The organism is Streptomyces sp. KM273126, assembly GCF_004337435.2.
GTDB classification, from domain to species: domain Bacteria; phylum Actinomycetota; class Actinomycetes; order Streptomycetales; family Streptomycetaceae; genus Streptomyces; species Streptomyces acidicola.
The window spans coordinates 6392061-6408426 of record NZ_SJXB02000001.1 but is presented as its reverse complement, the minus strand read 5'-3'; the positions used below and the strand labels follow the sequence as shown (position 1 = coordinate 6408426).

The window sequence follows — 16366 nt, the reverse complement described above, 5'->3', positions numbered from 1 at the left end:
GACGCGTGCGAGCCGTGCCCGGACACAGCCCGAACGCCTTTCGCGCATCGACTCGCGCATCGAGAAGAGGACCTCATCGTGAACAGCAGCAACATCAACCGCCGCTCCGTCCTGCTCGCAGGACTGGCCGCGGCAGGCACCGGCATGCTCGCCGCGTGCAGCAGCGACAGCTCCGGCAGCCCTGCGCTCCTCAGCCCGTCCGGTTCCCGCGTCGACCGTGCCGAGAAGAAGCGGGGCGGCACCGGCAGGGTTCACCGCGTCAACCTGACCGCCGCCCCCGGCAGGCTCGATCTGGGCGGCGGCACCACGGTCACGTCCTGGGCCTTCAGCGGCCGGGCCCCCGGCAAGGAGATCCGGATCACGGCCGGTGACACCCTCGCCGCCGAGCTCTCCAACCAGCTGCCCGGCAGGACCACGACGTCCGTCCACTGGCACGGCCTCGCCCTGCGCAGCGACATGGACGGCGTACCGCCGGTCACGCAGACCCCGGTGCGGGCCGGGGCCGGCTTCACGTACCGGTTCATCGCCGACGCGCCCGGCACGTACTTCTTCCACCCTCACGTCGGTGTCCAGCTGGACCGTGGACTGTATGCCCCGCTGATCGTCGAGGACCCCAAAGAGCCCCTGTCCTACGACGACGAGTGGGTCGTCGTCCTCGACGACTGGCTGGACGGAGTGACCGGGACACCGGACGACGCCTTCGCCGAACTCAGCAAGGGCATGGGCGGCATGGACATGGGCGGCATGGACATGGGCGGTTCAGGCGGCTCGTCAGGGCACGACATGGGGAACATGGGAGCGAAGGGCGCCTCGCCGTCGGCGTCCGCGTCCTCCGGTCAGGGCGCGTCCGACGGCGTTCCCGGCGACATGTCGATGAAGTTCATGCTCATGGGCGCCACCAGCGATCTGCTCGGCGGCGACGCCGGAGACGTCAAGTACCCGCACCACCTGGTCAACGGACGCATACCGGCCGACCCGGCCGTCCACACCGGCAGGCCCGGCAGTCGTGTCCGCCTGCGCATCATCAACGCCGGCGGCGACACCGCGTACCGCGTGGCGCTCGGCGGCCACAAGCTGACCATCACCCACACCGACGGCTTCCCCGTGGAGCACCGGCAGGTCGACGCCCTGCTGATCGGCATGGGCGAGCGGTACGACGTCCTGGTCACGCTCGACGACGGCGTCTTCCCGCTGGTCGCGCTCGCCGAGGGCAAGGACGCGAGCGGCATGGCCCTGGTGCGCACCGGATCGGGACGGGCCCCCGGGCCGACCGTGCGGCCGAAGGAACTCGACGGCGAGATCGTCACCGCCTCGCAGTTGCGCGCGGCCGACGACGTACGGCTGGAGGAGAGGAAGCCCGACCGGGTCCACCGCGTCGAGCTGACCGGCAGCATGGCCGGGTACGACTGGGCCATCAACGGCAAACGGTTCGACATGGCCGACCCGACCGCACATCCGCTCCTGGTCGAGGAGGGGCAACGTGTCCGCCTCGACTTCGTCAACACGACCGACATGTGGCACCCCATGCACCTGCACGGCCACACGTACCAACTCGGCGGCACCGGCCCGCGCAAGGACACCACCATCGTGCTGCCCGGGAAGAAGGTGTCCGTCGTCTTCGACGCGGACAACCCCGGCCAGTGGATGCTGCACTGCCACAACGCGTACCACGGCGAGGCCGGAATGATGGCGCTCGTGGCCTACCGGGCCTGAGCCCTCACGGTACGGACCGCCGGACCGTCCAACGCGAAAGTGGTGATCACCGCCGCGTGGTCCGAGGGCCAGTCGTTGCCGGTGACGTCGGGCCACGGCTGCGGGGAGCCGCTGACGCAGGTCGTGGAGGCGAGGACCCGCAGGCCCCTTCCGTTGTGGAGGACGTAGTCGATCCGGTCCTGAGGTTCGGGGCGTCCGCTGCCGTCCTCGTGCTCGACGTGGATCGGGGACCAGGTGCGGCCCGGGTGCTCGGCAGGATCGGGGTGTGCCTCCCGGTAGGAGTCGCGCAGGCCCGCCTCCTCGGCCGCCTGCGTCACCGGCCACGGCACGTCCGTCCGGTCCAGGTGCGAGGGGCAGTTGAAGTCGCCGACGAGGACGACCGGCACGCTGTCGCCCGCCGTCTCGGCGATCCGCCGGAGGGTGTCCCGCATCCCGGCGAGCCGCCGCTCCTCGTGGGCGATGACGTCGGCCGCGGGAAGTCCGCCGAAGGTGAGCTCGTAGGGGCCGTACGGATAGGCGTCGAGGTGGGCCGTCCAGATGTCGATGTGCCGCCGTCCGATCGCGATCCGGACCCCGGCGGCTCCGTAGAAGCCGACGTCCGGGTCGCCGAAGCGGGCCGTGATCGGGTGGCGGCTGATGATGCCGAGGTTCTCGCCGGCCCGGTGGTGGTGCCAGCCGAGCGCCTCGGCCAGTTCACGGGCCGCGGCGCCGCCCGCCTCCTGGAGGCCGACGACGTCCGCTCCCGTCTCCAGGATGGCCTTGATCTGCTTGGACCGGTGATCGTCGACCTTTGTGCCACCGAGCCACAGGTTCCAGGTCATCACCCGGAGTTCGTACGTCAGCAGACCGGCCAGCCGCTGCGGTGTCACCCCCACCAGGCTCGACCGCACGGTCCGCCGGGGGGCTGCGTCGATCGGTGCGAGGGAGGGCACCGCGAGCACCGCGCACCCGGCCGCCTCCGCCGAGGCGACGCCGGTCGCGGTGTCCTCGACGGCCACGCACGCGGCCGGGTCGACGCCGAGGGCCCGGCAGGCGGCGAGGTAGGGGTCGGGGGCCGGTTTGGTGCGCTCGGTGTCGTCGGCCGTGACGGAGACCTCGAAGCGGTGGGCGCCCAGTGCGGCCAGCACGGTGTCGGCGACGGTCCGCGGCGAGGCGGTGACCAGGGCGGTGGGCACTCCTGCCGCGGCCAGCGCGTCGAGCAGGTCGAGGGCGCCGGGGCGGGGCACGATGCCGGAGCGAACACGGTCGGCGAACTCGCGGTGCAGCGCTACGGCGAGGTCCGCGACCGGTCTGCCCATGGCCGTGCCCAGCCAGGCGGCCGTGTGCTCGACGGGCCGGCCGAGCACCTCCGGCTGGTCGGCCTCGGTCAGGGCCCGCCCGGCGACGTGCTCCACCGCCTCCCACCACAGGCGCTCGGTGTCGACGAGCGTGCCGTCCATGTCGAACAGGACGGCCTGGAGCGGGAGTCGGGGTTGGGGGGACACAGTTCTGCTCTTCCTCACTTCTTGTCGCGTTCCGCCACCAGCACCGGCCGTTCCGGCAGTGACACCCGTACGGCCGCCCCCGCGCCGAGTCCGGCCGCCTCGTGGGTGGCCAGGTCGGCCTTCACCTCGGTACCGTCGCCGAGCCGGACGGTGACACGGACGACGGCGCCCAGGAACGCGGTGGCGACGACCCGTGCGGTCCCCGACTCGTCGGGCTGTACCTCGACCGCCTCGGGCCGTACCAGTACGTCCACCTCGGTGGCGGCCGGTGCCTGCCCGTCGGCGGGCAGCCGCTGTCCGAGCACGTCGACGGTGCCGCCCGACAGCCGTCCCGGAATCCGACTCATCGTGCCGACGAACTCGGCGACGAAGGCGGTGGCGGGCCGTCCGTACAACGCGGCGGGTTCGGCGCACTGTTCGAGCTTCCCGGCGCGCATCACCGCCACCCGGTCGGCGATCGACAGCGCCTCCTCCTGATCGTGTGTCACGAACAGTGTGGTGATGCCGAGTTCCCGCTGAAGCCGTCGTATCTCCTCACGCAGCGTCAGCCGCACCTTGGCGTCGAGCGCGGACAGCGGCTCGTCGAGGAGCAGGACGCGGGGGCTCAGGGCGAGCGCCCGGGCCAGCGCGATGCGCTGCTGCTGCCCGCCGGACAGCTGGTGCGGGAACCGCTCCCCCTTGTCCGCGAGACCGACCAGCTCCAGCAACTCGGCGGCGCGGGCGCGCCGTTCGCGTGCGCCCACCTTGCGCATCCGCAGCCCGAAGGCCACGTTGTCGAGGGCGTTCAGATGCGGGAAGAGGCTGTACGACTGGAAGACCATCCCGGCGTCGCGGCGGTGGGCCGGTACGCGGGTGACGTCCTCGCCGTCCACCAGCACCGCGCCGGAGTCGGGGTGTTCGAACCCGGCGAGCATGCGCAGCGCGGTGGTCTTGCCGCAGCCGGACGGGCCGAGCAGGGCCAGGAACTCCCCCGGCCGCACGGTCAGGTCGAGTCCGTCGAGGGCCACGGTCGCTCCGAACTCCCGGCGCAGTCCCCGGAATTCGATGGTTGCGGCCTTGTTGTCAGTGGCTTTCTTCGCAGTGGCTTTCTCAGGCGTGGTCGCGGTCATGTTTCATCCCCGGGAGGCAGCGGTTCGGTTGCGCCCGCCGACACCGGCGAGCGCGAGGAGCAGGGCCCATGTGACGAAGAGGCTGAGCACGGACACGGCGACGGACAGCTGGGCCTGCGATCCGGCGACGCTGTAGATCCACACGGCGAACGGCCGGAAGCCGAGCAGCTGGGCCACGGTGAACTCGCCCAGCACCAGGGCCAGCGTGAGGAAGGCCGAGTTCAGCAGCGCCCCGCGCAGATTGGGCAGTACGGCTCTGACCAGGGCCTGCGGCCAGGACGCACCGCAGCTGCGGGCGGCCTCGACGAGGGTGGGCACGTCGATGGCGCGCAGTCCGGTGTCCAGGGCCCGGTGGACGAACGGCAGCGCCATCACGACGTACGCGAGGACGAGCACGAACGGGAAGTCCGGGTTCTGGAGGGCCACGAACGTCTGGAACAGCGGGGTGCGGGACAGATGCTCGGGTCCCCACTTGAGCACGGTCGAGATCCCGGCGACGAAGGCGATCGGCGGGACCACCAGCGGCAGCGCGCACACCACCTCGACGACCGGCCGCAGCCGGGGCGCACCGAGCCGCAGCGCGACCATGGCGGGCACCATCAGCAGCAGGACGACAGCGATCGTCGCGCCGGCCAGCTCCAGCGACAGCAGCAGGCTGGAGACGAACCCCTCGGTGGAGACGATCTGTGTGTAGGCGTCGAAGGTGACGCCCTGACCGGGCACGTCGACCGTGAAGATCACGGACGCGGCCAGGGGGACGAGGAAGTACAGCGCGGCGAGTGAGAGCACGACCCACCGCCACGGGTTCAGGCGAGCCATCGTGCGCTCCTCCGTTGCAGGGGCAGGTACACCGCCATGACCAGACCGGCCACGAGGACCATGTCGAGGCTGAGGGCGAGGGCCACGTTCTCCTGGCCGACCAGGACGTTGCCGGAGATGGCGTCGGCGATCTGCAGGGTGACCAGCGGTACCGAACTGCCCACCATGGCCGCGGCGGTGGCGTAGGCGGCGAAGGCGCTGCCGAAGAGCAGTACGAGTCCGCCGAGGAGGGACGGCAGCAGCACGGGCAGGGCGACGTGCCGCCAGTACTGCGCGGCCGTCGCGCCGTTGTTCTGCGCGGCCTCGCGCCACTGGGAGCGCAGGCCCTCCAGGGCCGGGGTGATGGTGAGAACCATCAGCGGGATCAGGAAGCACAGGTAGACGAGCACCAGTCCCCAGAAGCTGTAGAGGTCCCAGCCCTTGTCCGTGAGGCCCAGGTGCCGGGTCAGCACACCGGCGTTGCCGAGGGTGGCGACGAAGGCGAAGGCCAGGGGGACGCCGCCGAAGTTGGCGAGGACTCCGGATGCGGTGAGGACGGCCTCCCGCAGCGCACGGGAACGGGACGTCACCACGGCCTGTGCGAGAGGCAGTCCGAGGGCCGCCGCGATGACGGCCGACACGGCGGACAGCTTGACGCTGCCGAGCAGCGCGGTCAGATAGGCACCCTGCAGCGAGGTGGTGACGTTCTCGGCGGTGTAGGACGGGGCGCCGGTGGCCGGGTCCTTCACGGTGAAGGCGCCGTCGAGCATGGCCAGGGCGGGTATCCCGAAGGCGATCGCTGTGAAGGCGAGCAGCGGTACGACGGCGAGCCAGCCGGGGGCGCGGCGCCGCCGCTTCGGGGAAGCGGCGGTCACCACGTCGACGCCTGTGAGGGTCGTGGTCATCCGGAGACGGCCTTCGCCCAGCCCTGCGCGAGCACGGTCTTGGCCTTGTTCTGCTGCTCCTCGGTCGGGAAGGAGGGCGTGCCCGAGACCTTCGGCAGCTTGTCCGCCGCGGCCGTGTCGAGCGTGCCGGCCTTCTCCATCGCGGTCATCAGCGCCGGGCGGGCGTACCCCTTGAGCCACAGGTTCTGGCCGTCGGCGCTGTAGAGGTACTCCTGCCACAGGCGGGCGGCCGCCGGGTGCGGGGCGTCCTTGTTGATGGCCTGGGAGTAGTACTGGGAGAACTTGCCGTCGCTCGGCACCGACACCGTCCAGTCGACGCCCTTCGACTTGAACTCGTCGGCGTATCCGGCGTTGAGGTAGTCCCAGTCGATGCTGATCGGCGTCTCGCCCTTCTCGACGGTGGCCGGGGTCGACTCGACGGGCGTGTAGTTGCCGTTCTTCTTCAGCTCGGCGAAGAAGTCGAGGCCGGGCTGGATGTCGTCGAAGGATCCGCCGTTCGCGAGCGCGGCCGCGTACACCCCGCCGAAGGCAGCACCGGCCTTGGTGGGGTTGCCGTTGAGCGCGACCTGACCCTTGTACTGCGGCGTGAGCAGGTCCGCGAAGGACGTCGGGCAGGCCTTGACCCGCTTGGCGTCACAGCCGATGGAGATGTAGCCGCCGTAGTCGTTGTACCAGCGGCCCTGCGCGTCCTTCTGCCCCTCGGGAATGTCGGCGAAGTCCGTCACCTTGTACGGCGCGAGCAGCCCCTGCTGTGCGGCGCTGAGCGCGAAGGAGCTGCCCAGGTCGAGGACGTCCGGCGCCCGGTCCTGCCCCTTGCGCGAGGTCACGGCGTTGATCTCGTCCTGGCTGGAGCCGTCCGGGTTCTCCACCTCGATCTTGATGCCGTACTTCTTCTCGAAGCCGTCGATGAGGGCGCCGTAGTTGGCCCAGTCGCGGGGCAGCGCGATGGCGTTGAGCGTGCCCTCCTTCTTCGCCGCCTTCACCAGGGCGTCCATGCCGCCGAAGTCGGCGGCGGAGGTGGCGGTGGCGGCGTTCTTGCCGTCGGCGGTGGTCGACGCGTCGTCAGGGGCGGCGCCGCAGGCGCTCAGGGCGAGCGCGGCGACGACGGCGAGGGCGCCGCTGAGGACGGCAGTTCTCGGCAGGGACACGGTCACGGTCTCTCCAGGGGTGCGCACGAAACTTCATGGCGGAGCACTTGTCTGAACAAGTTGGCCTCAGTAGGACCGCCGATGATGTCGCGCCCGTAAACTCTGCTGAAACCCTGACCTCGCTGTTCCTGGAACTTATGGATCCGTTCCGACCACATCCGGAACTCGATTACGCTGCTCACACTGTGCACACGTGCGAGGCAGAGGGGAAACATGGCGGCGCGACACGAGGAGATCGCCGACGAGCTGCGGCGGGCGATCGACCGCGAGGAGTACGCCGTCGGCAGCCTGCTGCCCCCGGAGACCGACCTCGCCGCCCACTACGGCGTCTCGCGCGGCACGGTCCGCCAGGCCGTCGCGGCCCTGACCGCCGAGGGGCTCATCGGCTCCCGGCAGGGCGCGCGCCGCGTGGTCCTGGCCAGCCGCCGCAGCCAGAGCTTCACCGAACTGCGCAGCTTCGCCCAGTGGGCCCGCGCGATGGGGCGCGAGGCGACCGGGGACGTGGTGGCCCAGGAGTACCGTCCGGCGACCAAGGAGGACGCCGGACGCCTCCACCTGCGCGCCGGCACGCCCGTGTTGCACGTCCTGCGCCTTCGCGGACTCGACGGAGAACCGGTACTCCTGGAGCGCACGGTGTACGCGGACTGGATCTCCCCCGCCGTCGAGGCCATCGAGCCGGCCTGCCCGTCGGTCACCCAGCGGCTCTACGACGACACCGGCCTCGTCTTCGCCCATGGCGAGCACCTCATCGACGCGGTGGCGGCCGGGGCCCGGGACGCCGAACTGCTCGGCGTCCGCCGCACCAGCCCGCTGCTGCGGGTCCGTCGGGTCACCACGACGCACGAAGGGCGCCCGGTGGAGTGGTCGGACGACCGCTACCGCCCGGACGCCGTGAGCTTCAGCGTGCACAACTCCATAGGGAACAACGCCCTGGCGCGCACGACATCGGATCGACCGATCGACCAGCGGACGAGCGGCGACTGACCGGCCCCGCCGGCGTGCCGCTCCGTGAGCCTGGAGTCGAGCGGACCTCGGACCAGGGCGCGGGGGGAACCTAGGGGGCTTCTGATGGATCTCCGTGGAAGAAGTGGAAGAAGGAGCGGCGTTCGGTGCGTGCTCTCGGCGTGCGGCGTGGAGGGCGTGCCGGGCGTCGCGACGCCGCGGAGATCCATCAGAAGCCCCCTAGGGCCTGTGTCGAAAGTGGCGCCTGCCGGGCGGCGTCTGGCACGCACTCTCGCCGCACCGGGCGAAAGCCCAAGTACATCCAGTACGAGGGCTTCCGCCCGGCACGCCGAGAGCACGCACCAGACGCCGCCCGGCCCGCCCTTCGGGCGGACGACCCCACTTTCGACACAGGCCCTAGACCAGGGCGACGACGAACAGCGCGAAGGCGAGCACGATGACGCCCACGCGGACGTGGTGGAACCGGTCCCAACGCCCCACCTGCTGCTTCCAGTCCGCGGGCACGCCCTCGGTCGACCAGGTCGCGACACGTGAGTTGATCGGCACGAGCAGCAGGATCGACATCACCACGCTGAGCACGAGCAGGGCGGTGCCCGCGGCGACCAGCGAAGCGCCGTCCCCGCCCCACGCCACTGCGGCCCACACCACGCCGAGCACGACCGAGCCGATGTACCAGAACGGCATGACGCGGCCGAGGACTCGGGCCCCGTCGCTGCGAGCGCCGAGTCCGCCGTCGTTCGGGAGCCGGTCGAGGATCGGGTTGACGAACGCCGCCACCGCGAACTCCACCCCCACCATCACCCCGACCACGACGACCGTGACGACGGCCAGTACATCCTGCATGTCCCCTCCTCAGAACTACCCCAAGACCATTCCTAGCGACGCTAGGTTCTGTGGCGATGCTAGGCATGTCGTCGCTCCATTGTCTAGCGGTGCTAGCATCAAGGCATGTCGGTACGTGAACGCAAGGAACGCGAGCGGGCCAACCGCCACAGGCTGATCATCGCCACAGCCCGCGAACTCGCCGAGAACCACGGTTGGGACGCCGTCACCACGCGCCGGCTCGCCGAGCAGATCGAGTACAGCCAGCCCGTGCTCTACAGCCACTTCCGCGGCAAGAACGAGATCGTGGGGGCGGTCGCGCTGGAGGGGTTCGCCGAGCTCACGACCGCACTGCGCGCCGTGGTGCCGGAAGGACCCGCCGACCGGGAGGCCGTGGCAGCAGTGGCCCGCGCCTACACCGACTTCGCCGCGCGCAATCCCGCCCTGTACGACGCGATGTTCAGCCTCGACAACGGCCTCCCCTTCGCCGACGAGGCCACACCCGCTCCCCTGCGTGAGGGGTTCCAGGCCCTGCTGGACCCGCTCGTCGACCACGCACACCCCGACGAACCGGGGCTGTTCGTCGAGACGTTCTGGGCCGCGCTGCACGGACTGGTCACCCTCACCCGCGCCGGACGTCTGCCCACCGACCGCGTCCCCGACCGCCTCACGCTCCTGGTCGACCGGTTCGCACCGGGCTAGGGCCCGCGTCGAAGTGGCGTCGTCCGCTCTGCCGGAGTCATCCCTCGAAGCGGTGGCCCATCCCTGACTCGGCAGGGAGAGGCCACCATGGTGGCCTCGGGTCTACGCAGGTTCCTGCAGTACGGACAACACGTTCCCGGCAGGATCGGTGAACCATGCGATCAGCGGGCCGCCACCGCGGAAGATCCCCTTGTCGTCCGCCTTGATGTGGTCGTAGCGCTCGAAACGCACGCCTCGCCTGCTCAGCTCGTCAACCGCCGTCTCGATGTCGTCGACGGGAAAGTTGAGAATCGTGTAGGCCGCCGGGGTGTGATCGGGCTTGGGGTAGACCAGGGTGTCCCGGTCGCCCGCGATGTGCAGGGTCAGCAGACCGTTGTGCTCGGACACCCGCAGGCCGAGTGTCTCGCCGTAGAACTTCCTGGCCGCATCGATGTCGTCCACCGAGAAGCCGCTGAACGCCTTGGTCGTGCCGAACATGATCGCCTCATCTCCTGAGATGGTTCCTCAGCCCATGGACCGGCGGGCGGCCGGAAACTCATCGGTCAGGGCCGTCCGCGTCTGCTCAGCGACGCCAGCGCCACCAGCGTGACGCAGCCCACGGCTTCCACGGCGAGGGCCGGCTTGACCAGGTTCGCGTCGATGTACTCCCGGAACCCGAACAGACCCGAGGTCAGGCTGACGATCAGGGCCGCGAGTGTGCCGGCCGTGAAAAGCGCTCCCAGGGGCGCGAGCACGGGAAGGAGGCGGGTGGGTGTGATCAGCAGCGACAGCACGAGCAGTCCGGCCCCGATCGCGTTGAGCAGGAACAACGGGCCGATGACGTGCAGATGCCGGTAACCGCCGTACCAGAGGTAGAGGTGGATCGCCCCCATGGCCGCAGCCGTCCCCGCCGCGGCCAGCCGCAGGGCGACGAGCGCGACCGTGCGCTCAGTGGCCATGGCCGTCGGCCGTGTTGGTGCCGCCGCCCTGTGAGGAGGTGCCACTCACGGTGAGCACGGTCTTCATGCCCAGCTCCTTGTGCGAGTCGATGGGGCAGTAGGCCTCGTACTTGCCGTCCTTCAGCTTGACGGTGAGATTCGCCGACTCGCCGGGGGCCAGCGTCTTCGTGCGCCTGTCCAATCCGTGGCCCTCGATCTCCAGGGCGTGGTCCTGATTGGCGGCGTTCCTGGCGACGAAGGTGTAGACACCGGCCTTCAACGTCGACCGGGACGGCTCCACCTTGTAGTCGACCAGCTTCACGTCCACCCGGATGGTCCCCGGGTCGCCGCTCCGTTCCGGGGCCGACAACGCCGAAGCACCACCGCTGCCGGTTCCGCCTCCGCACGCCACGAGGATGCCCGCCAGTGCCCCGGCGGCCAGCCCGGTCCCGACGTCCCTGCGCATGAACGTCCTGAGCGTCGTCGCCATGTCTCGGCCCTCCGTGAGAAATCGTTCCTGACCAGAGAGATACGGGCGGACGCCGTCAGAGGATTTCCGGCGGGCACAGGCAGGAGAATGGGAGCGTGATCCCGCGTGGAACCGGGGGAATCCGTTCGGCGCGGTCCGCCGTATCCACTGGTATGCGGAGATTGGGCCTACCGGTCGGGCGGGTCCCCGACGAGGCGCTGCTGGCGGGAATGGCGACGGGCGACCCGGAGATCGCCCTCGCGTTCGTCCGCCGGTTCCAGCGCATGGTCTTCGGTATCGCCATCGCCGTCGTCGACGATCCCCAGCTCGCCGAGGACATCGCCCAGCAGACCTTCGAACGGGCCTGGCGTCATGCGCAGGTCTACGACACCCGGCGCGGATCGGTACGGACCTGGCTGAGGACCATCGCGCACAACCTGGCGATAGACGCCGTCCGAGCGCGCAGGGCGACCCCGGTCTCCCCCGAGGACCTCGACGCTCTGCTCGGCATCGTGAACCGGACGCCCGAACAGTGGGCCCTGGCCGACGAGGCGGCGGCCCGGACGCGGGCCGCGGTGGCGGAGCTGCCACGTGAGCAGGCGCGTGCCGTGGTCATGGCCGGGATCTACGGGATGACCGCACGGCAGATCTCCGAGTTCGAAGGGATACCCCTGGGCACGGCGAAGACACGGATCAGGGCGGCGATGGGGAAGCTGCGGACGGTTCTGGGACCCGAGCGAGCCGATCATGACTGACAGGGAATGCGAGCGGCTGAGGGCCATCGCCGAGGAGCTGGCGCTGGGCATCCTCCCCGGTCAGGAGCGCGCCGAGGCCATCGCCCACCTGGACCGCTGTCCCGCCTGCCGGGAGCACGTCGAGCGACTGACACTCGTCGGCGACGAACTGCTCGCCCTCCTGCCGGGCAGCGAGCCGCCGGTCGGCTTCGAGACACGGGTGACGGACGTGCTGGGCCTGAACCGGTCGGCACGCCGGTGGCAACCGCGGGCCGTCGTCTCGGTCACGGCCGCCGCCGTGATCGCCCTCGGGTTCGGCTTCGGTGGCTGGGCCATCCGCACGGCCGTCGAGGGACCGTCGGCTCCCTCCTCGCGGAGTTACGAGGCCACCGGCTCGGAGCACGGCCTGCTCGAAGCAACGTTGCTCGCCCCCGACCGCCACCCGGTGGGCCGGATCTTCGCCTACCCCGGGTCTCCCGGCTGGGTCTACATGTCGGTCGACCTCGGCCACGACGCGCCCGGATACGGCTCCCGGAGCGGGGACGGATATCCGGGGGCCGGGAAGGTCAGCTGTCGGCTGGAGCGTACGGACGGCACGTCGATCCACGTCGGGAACTTCTCCCTCGACGACGGCGGCCGGGGGCACTGGGGAGCTCCCGCGCGGGTCGCCCCGGACAGGGTGTCCGGGGCGAGGCTGCTTGCCGCGGACGGCTCCGTCCTGGCCACGGCCCACTTCGCCGCACCGCGGAACCAGTGACCACGCCCTGTCCGGTTCGGCCGGAGGCTCCCGACGCCGCGCCCCGTCGCTGACGCGTCCTCCGGTCCTCAGCCGCGCAGCGTCAGGACCGGCTCGCCCCGGGCGTCGCCCGCCGGGTCGCCGATGACGGCGGTGAACGCCTCGGTGCGTACGGCCAACCCGTCCAGAACACGCTCGAAGAGGGGGGCGAAGGTGTCGCCGGGGCCGTAGCGGACGGCGAAGACGTCCAGGTCGTCCGGGGTACCAGGGGCCGGGTCCGCCTCGAAGGCCGTGGAGGCCACGAGATGGCTCCAGCCCTCGTCGGGGTTGCCGTAGCCGCGCGGGTCGGCGGCCAGGACGAACGCCGCCTGTTCCTGGGTCGTCTCCGAGCGGGCGTCGAAGAAGTCCGGGCCCTGTATGGGCGGATGGGTCAGCCGTAGCGGGCCCGCCGAGGTCACCTCGGCTTCGGCGGCCCGGCGCAGGTGGTCGCCGTCGTCCGCGGCGTACGGGAGTCCGGCGAGCAAGTACGGTGTGCCGCCGAGGCGTTCGACGGCGACTGTCATCCACAGCCGGGTGCCGTCCGTGACGTACAGGGACTGGACGTGGCGCAGGACGTGGTCGCGGGTGACGACCGGTTTCGTGACCAGCTTGGCGCTCAGGGTTCCCGTGCGCAGGTCGCGGACCCGTACCTCGCCCATGGGGCGGCACAGCAGGAAGCCGTCGATGACCGGTCCGAAGCCGTGCTGGCGGTTGACGGCGGCGGGCAGGAGGTAGCTGCCCGCCGCCTCGATGAGCGACGGGGTCAGCCTGTCGTCGAAGGCCACCGAGACCGAGCCCGCGCGCAGTTGGTGGCGGGCGGGTTCCGGTGACGGGGTGCGGTGCCAGGGCGTCGTGTCCTGGATCTGCCAGACCAGCATGAAGGCGAAGTGGCCGTCGATCCCGCCGTCCGCCTGAACCGCGTGCCTGCCCCAGGGGGTGTCGCCCCGGTAGCGGCCGAGGTCGGCGCTCACTCGGTGGCCGAAGTAGCGCAGGCCGAGGACGGACTCGAAGGCGGAGTGCTGTTCGCTGTAGCGCGGGCCGCCGATGTCGAAGCCGCCGCCGGACAGCCGTGCGTCGAGGTAGCGGGCCAGTGCCTCCCCGTCCTCGGCGAAGACCTCCTCGCCGCTGACCCGGTGGGCCTGGGCGAGGAAGGAGAGGGAGATCGGGCCGTAGTTGTTGTCGTACGCGCCGCGGTGCTCCGGGGGCAGCAGCGCACCCCGGTCGCGGACCCGGTGGGCGCGGATCTCGTCCAGGTACAGGCCCATGGCGCGCGAGCGGACCGTCCCGGCCTCGGCGGGCCGCAGATGCCGGGCCAGCATCAGGCCGCCGACCACGCAGCCGATGGCCTGGTTGCCGGCCTCCTGCGGGTTGAAGAAGGTCGCCTCGGTCAGCCAGCCCCAGTAGCCGCGCGCCAACTCCAGCAGTTCGACGCGCTGTTCGCCGGTGAGGAGTCCCTCCGCCGCGTCGAGGACGTTCACCGTCTGGAGCAGTGCCCACACCGTGCTCGGCCAGTCGCCGATGGGGTGGGCGCCGTCCTCCAGTACGTAACGGGCGTACGCCAGGCCCGAGTCGCGTACCCGGAGGTTCGGGTAGCCCGGGTTGTCCTCGGTGTAGACCCGCTGCCGGAGGTGGAACTCCGTGCTGCGCCGTACCGCCTCCGTCAGGCGCGGGTCCCGGGTGCGCTGCCAGGCGAGCGCCAGCAGCGAGGTGATGCCGAGCGAGGTGTCGCCGATGTCGTCGTGGGCGTCGGGGTGTTCGAGGTTGCCCTCCGGCGTGATGCGCGCGAGGGCCTCCTCGGTGACGGAGGCGAGGACCGTGTCGTATGCCGCGGGGTCGGACGGCAGATCGTGCAGCCGACCGTGCTGGCGGGGAAGACGCATCTGCTCAACCCTTCATGCCGGAGGTCGCCATGCCTTCCACCAGTCTCTTCTGGAAGACGAGGAAGCAGATGAGCGTCGGTGCGAGGGCGAGTGTCGACATGGCGAACATCGCGCCGTAGGAGGAGCCGCTGGTCTGGTCCATGAACAGGGTCAGGCCGAGGGGGACGGTGAAGCGGTCGTTCTGCTGGAGGTAGACGAGCTGGTGGAGGAAGTCGTCGTACGTCCAGATGAAGGTGAAGATCGTGGTGGTGATCAGGGCGGGCTTCATCAGCGGCAGGATGATCTTCCAGTAGATCTTCCAGGGGTTGGCGCCGTCCACCATGGCCGCCTGGTCCAGCTCGCGCGGGATGGAGCGGATGAACTGGACCATCAGGAAGATGAAGAAGGCGTCCACCGCGAGGAACTTCGGCACGATCAGCGGCAGGAACGTGTTGATCCAGGTCAGGTTGTAGAAGATCGTGTACTGCGGGATCAGGACGGCCTGCGTGGGCAGCATCAGCGTGCCGAGCATCAGCCCGAACCAGATCTTCTTGCCGCGGAACTCGAAGCGCGCGAAGGCGTAGGCGGCCAGCGAGCAGGAGATCACGTTGCCGATCACGGCTCCGATCGTGACGATCAGCGAGTTGGTGATGTAGAGGGAGAAGGAGTTGCCGGAGCCGCTCCAGCCCTCGGAGTAGTTCTCGGGACGCAGCGTGTTAGGGATGAGCCCGGGTTGGGTGAAGATCTCGGTGTCGGGCTTGAGGGAGCTGCTCAGCATCCACAGCAGCGGGTACAGCATGACGACTGCCACGCCGATGAGCAGGGTGTGGACGAAGATGCGACGGGAGCCGGTGAGTGAGCGGAGCTTGTGCAGCGGCGACGCGTTCGGGGTGATGGCGGACATGGGGTGAAGGACTCCTCGCTCAGGCGGCGGATCGGACTCGGCACGACGTCAGTCGTCGTAATGGACCCAGTAGCGGCTGGCGATGAAGTTGACCGCCGTGAAGCCGGCGATGACCAGGAACAGCACCCAGGCCAGCGCCGAGGCGTACCCCATCTGGAGGTCCGTGAAGCCCTTCTTGTACAGGTAGAGGGAGTACAGCATGGTCGAGTTCAGTGGTCCGCCGGTGCCGTTGCTGACGACGAAGGCGGGGGTGAACGTCTTGAACGCGTCGATGATCTGCAGGACCACGTTGAAGAAGACGATCGGGGTGAGCAGTGGCAGGGTGATCTTGAAGAACCGGGTGATGTTGCCGGCGCCGTCGATCGCGGCGGCCTCGTAGACGTCCTTCGGCAGCTGCTTCAGACCGGCGAGGAAGATGACCATCGGCGTGCCGAACTGCCAGACGGCCAGCAGCACCAGCGTGTAGATCGCGGTGTCGGGGCTGGAGATCCAGTCCTGGCCCTTGATGCCGAACCAGGCCAGGAAGTCGTTGAACAGGCCCTCGCCGCCGAAGACCTGACGCCACACGATGGCGATGGCCACCGCCCCGCCGAGCAGGGACGGCAGGTAGAAGGCGGCCCGGTAGAGGCCGATGCCCCTCAGGTCGCGGTTGAGCAGCATGGCCACCGCGAGGGCGAGTGCCAGTTTCAGCGGCACGGAGACCAGGACGTAGAGGAGGGTGGCGTGCACCGAGTCCCAGAAGACCGGGTCGTCGGTGAACATCTTGTCGTAGTTGTCCAGGCCGACCCACTGCGCCGGTGTCAGCAGGTCGAAGTTGGTGAAGGACAGGTACAGCGAGTCGAGCATCGGGTAGATCGTCAGGCCGAACAGGCCTACGAACCAGGGGGCCAGGAAGAGGTAAGGCCACCAGCCGCCGCCTCGCCGTCTGGCGAGGCGGCGCCGCATACGGTCGCGCTCCCGCTGGTCGGACGGGGTCGCCTGAGCGGGCGGCTCCTTCATGACCTCGTCGGTCGTCGCGGTGGTCATACTCATCTCTCCCTGGCCCTCTCCCTGACTTGCAGTGG

Annotated in this window: 17 protein-coding genes; 5 read left to right on the top strand and 12 right to left on the bottom strand. The window is 70.1% G+C overall.

Going from position 1 to position 16366, the window contains the following annotated elements; all coding sequences use genetic code 11:
• Positions 1-144: 144 nt before the first annotated feature.
• Entirely contained in the window at positions 145-1713 is a 1569-nt protein-coding gene (locus tag E0500_RS27405; protein ID WP_131557782.1) for a multicopper oxidase family protein, read from the top strand.
• On the opposite strand, the gene E0500_RS27400 is transcribed toward E0500_RS27405, so the two are convergent.
• From E0500_RS27400 to E0500_RS27380, 5 genes are read right to left on the bottom strand one after another with little or no spacing between them, the layout of a single operon-like run.
• Positions 1701-3197, bottom strand: coding sequence for an HAD-IA family hydrolase (locus E0500_RS27400; protein ID WP_181587150.1), 1497 nt, complete (start codon positions 3195-3197; stop codon positions 1701-1703). The two genes, E0500_RS27405 and E0500_RS27400, sit on opposite strands and share 13 nt — an antisense overlap.
• Positions 3198-3211: 14 nt before the next feature.
• A complete protein-coding gene (locus tag E0500_RS27395; RefSeq protein WP_131557455.1) occupies positions 3212-4306 on the bottom strand; it encodes an ABC transporter ATP-binding protein in 1095 nt (364 codons plus the stop codon).
• A 3-nt stretch (positions 4307-4309) separates the two neighbouring features.
• The gene (locus E0500_RS27390) at positions 4310-5125 is read right to left on the bottom strand and encodes an ABC transporter permease (RefSeq protein ID WP_131557457.1); all 816 of its coding nucleotides are present in this window, start codon (positions 5123-5125) and stop codon (positions 4310-4312) included.
• Entirely contained in the window at positions 5113-6009 is an 897-nt protein-coding gene (locus E0500_RS27385; protein WP_131557459.1) for an ABC transporter permease subunit, read from the bottom strand. Before E0500_RS27385 ends, E0500_RS27390 begins: the two co-directional genes overlap by 13 nt.
• Entirely contained in the window at positions 6006-7163 is a 1158-nt protein-coding gene (locus E0500_RS27380; protein WP_131557461.1) for an ABC transporter substrate-binding protein, read from the bottom strand. Before E0500_RS27380 ends, E0500_RS27385 begins: the two co-directional genes overlap by 4 nt.
• A 207-nt stretch (positions 7164-7370) precedes the next feature.
• On the opposite strand from E0500_RS27380, the gene E0500_RS27375 reads away from it, so the two are divergent.
• Positions 7371-8141, top strand: a complete 771-nt coding sequence (locus E0500_RS27375) for a GntR family transcriptional regulator (RefSeq protein WP_131557463.1) — start codon at positions 7371-7373, stop codon at positions 8139-8141.
• A gap of 375 nt (positions 8142-8516) precedes the next feature.
• On the opposite strand, the gene E0500_RS27370 is transcribed toward E0500_RS27375, so the two are convergent.
• On the bottom strand, positions 8517-8963 hold the full coding sequence (locus tag E0500_RS27370; protein WP_131557465.1) for a DUF1772 domain-containing protein: 447 nt from the start codon (positions 8961-8963) through the stop codon (positions 8517-8519).
• Positions 8964-9068: 105 nt separating this feature from the next.
• Between E0500_RS27370 and E0500_RS27365 the strand changes: the two genes are divergently transcribed.
• Positions 9069-9644 carry a TetR/AcrR family transcriptional regulator gene (locus tag E0500_RS27365; RefSeq protein ID WP_131557467.1) on the top strand — a complete coding sequence of 192 codons (576 nt, stop codon included), beginning with the start codon at positions 9069-9071 and terminating at the stop codon, positions 9642-9644.
• A gap of 102 nt (positions 9645-9746) precedes the next feature.
• On the opposite strand, the gene E0500_RS27360 is transcribed toward E0500_RS27365, so the two are convergent.
• From E0500_RS27360 to E0500_RS27350, 3 genes are all read right to left on the bottom strand, one after another.
• Positions 9747-10121: a VOC family protein gene (locus E0500_RS27360; RefSeq protein WP_131557469.1), complete on the bottom strand. Its 375-nt coding sequence runs from the start codon at positions 10119-10121 to the stop codon at positions 9747-9749.
• A 65-nt stretch (positions 10122-10186) separates the two neighbouring features.
• Positions 10187-10582, bottom strand: coding sequence for a hypothetical protein (locus tag E0500_RS27355; protein ID WP_131557471.1), 396 nt, complete (start codon positions 10580-10582; stop codon positions 10187-10189).
• The gene (locus E0500_RS27350; protein ID WP_131557472.1) at positions 10572-11051 is read right to left on the bottom strand and encodes a cupredoxin domain-containing protein; all 480 of its coding nucleotides are present in this window, start codon (positions 11049-11051) and stop codon (positions 10572-10574) included. Before E0500_RS27350 ends, E0500_RS27355 begins: the two co-directional genes overlap by 11 nt.
• A 152-nt stretch (positions 11052-11203) precedes the next feature.
• Here E0500_RS27350 and E0500_RS27345 point away from each other — a divergent pair, with 152 nt between their 5' ends.
• Positions 11204-11785 carry an RNA polymerase sigma factor gene (locus E0500_RS27345; RefSeq protein ID WP_131557474.1) on the top strand — a complete coding sequence of 194 codons (582 nt, stop codon included), beginning with the start codon at positions 11204-11206 and terminating at the stop codon, positions 11783-11785.
• Positions 11778-12521: a hypothetical protein gene (locus E0500_RS27340; protein ID WP_181587149.1), complete on the top strand. Its 744-nt coding sequence runs from the start codon at positions 11778-11780 to the stop codon at positions 12519-12521. The genes E0500_RS27345 and E0500_RS27340 overlap by 8 nt, the downstream gene beginning before the upstream one ends.
• Positions 12522-12589: 68 nt before the next feature.
• Here the strand turns inward: E0500_RS27340 and E0500_RS27335 are convergent, their stop codons facing one another.
• Genes E0500_RS27335 through E0500_RS27325 form a run of 3 tightly spaced genes read right to left on the bottom strand, consistent with a single transcriptional unit; the run spans position 12590 to position 16328 of the window.
• Positions 12590-14419 carry a hypothetical protein gene (locus E0500_RS27335; RefSeq protein ID WP_131557478.1) on the bottom strand — a complete coding sequence of 610 codons (1830 nt, stop codon included), beginning with the start codon at positions 14417-14419 and terminating at the stop codon, positions 12590-12592.
• Positions 14420-14423: 4 nt separating this feature from the next.
• Positions 14424-15302, bottom strand: coding sequence for a carbohydrate ABC transporter permease (locus E0500_RS27330; RefSeq protein ID WP_131557480.1), 879 nt, complete (start codon positions 15300-15302; stop codon positions 14424-14426).
• A gap of 48 nt (positions 15303-15350) precedes the next feature.
• On the bottom strand, positions 15351-16328 hold the full coding sequence (locus E0500_RS27325) for a carbohydrate ABC transporter permease (RefSeq protein ID WP_131557482.1): 978 nt from the start codon (positions 16326-16328) through the stop codon (positions 15351-15353).
• Positions 16329-16366 lie beyond the last annotated feature (38 nt).

What these genes read in the sequence shown, in the direction of transcription:
- E0500_RS27330 (WP_131557480.1), bottom strand. Translation starts at nt 15,302, where the DNA reads ATGTCCGCCATCACCCCGAACGCGTCGCCGCTGCACAAGCTCCGCTCA.
- E0500_RS27360 (WP_131557469.1), bottom strand. Translation starts at nt 10,121, where the DNA reads ATGTTCGGCACGACCAAGGCGTTCAGCGGCTTCTCGGTGGACGACATC.
- E0500_RS27340 (WP_181587149.1), top strand. Translation starts at nt 11,778, where the DNA reads ATGACTGACAGGGAATGCGAGCGGCTGAGGGCCATCGCCGAGGAGCTG.
- E0500_RS27345 (WP_131557474.1), top strand. Translation starts at nt 11,204, where the DNA reads ATGCGGAGATTGGGCCTACCGGTCGGGCGGGTCCCCGACGAGGCGCTG.
- E0500_RS27395 (WP_131557455.1), bottom strand. Translation starts at nt 4,306, where the DNA reads ATGACCGCGACCACGCCTGAGAAAGCCACTGCGAAGAAAGCCACTGAC.
- E0500_RS27335 (WP_131557478.1), bottom strand. Translation starts at nt 14,419, where the DNA reads ATGCGTCTTCCCCGCCAGCACGGTCGGCTGCACGATCTGCCGTCCGAC.
- E0500_RS27350 (WP_131557472.1), bottom strand. Translation starts at nt 11,051, where the DNA reads ATGGCGACGACGCTCAGGACGTTCATGCGCAGGGACGTCGGGACCGGG.
- E0500_RS27365 (WP_131557467.1), top strand. Translation starts at nt 9,069, where the DNA reads ATGTCGGTACGTGAACGCAAGGAACGCGAGCGGGCCAACCGCCACAGG.
- E0500_RS27390 (WP_131557457.1), bottom strand. Translation starts at nt 5,125, where the DNA reads ATGGCTCGCCTGAACCCGTGGCGGTGGGTCGTGCTCTCACTCGCCGCG.
- E0500_RS27370 (WP_131557465.1), bottom strand. Translation starts at nt 8,963, where the DNA reads ATGCAGGATGTACTGGCCGTCGTCACGGTCGTCGTGGTCGGGGTGATG.
- E0500_RS27325 (WP_131557482.1), bottom strand. Translation starts at nt 16,328, where the DNA reads ATGACCACCGCGACGACCGACGAGGTCATGAAGGAGCCGCCCGCTCAG.
- E0500_RS27355 (WP_131557471.1), bottom strand. Translation starts at nt 10,582, where the DNA reads ATGGCCACTGAGCGCACGGTCGCGCTCGTCGCCCTGCGGCTGGCCGCG.
- E0500_RS27385 (WP_131557459.1), bottom strand. Translation starts at nt 6,009, where the DNA reads ATGACCACGACCCTCACAGGCGTCGACGTGGTGACCGCCGCTTCCCCG.
- E0500_RS27375 (WP_131557463.1), top strand. Translation starts at nt 7,371, where the DNA reads ATGGCGGCGCGACACGAGGAGATCGCCGACGAGCTGCGGCGGGCGATC.
- E0500_RS27405 (WP_131557782.1), top strand. Translation starts at nt 145, where the DNA reads ATGCTCGCCGCGTGCAGCAGCGACAGCTCCGGCAGCCCTGCGCTCCTC.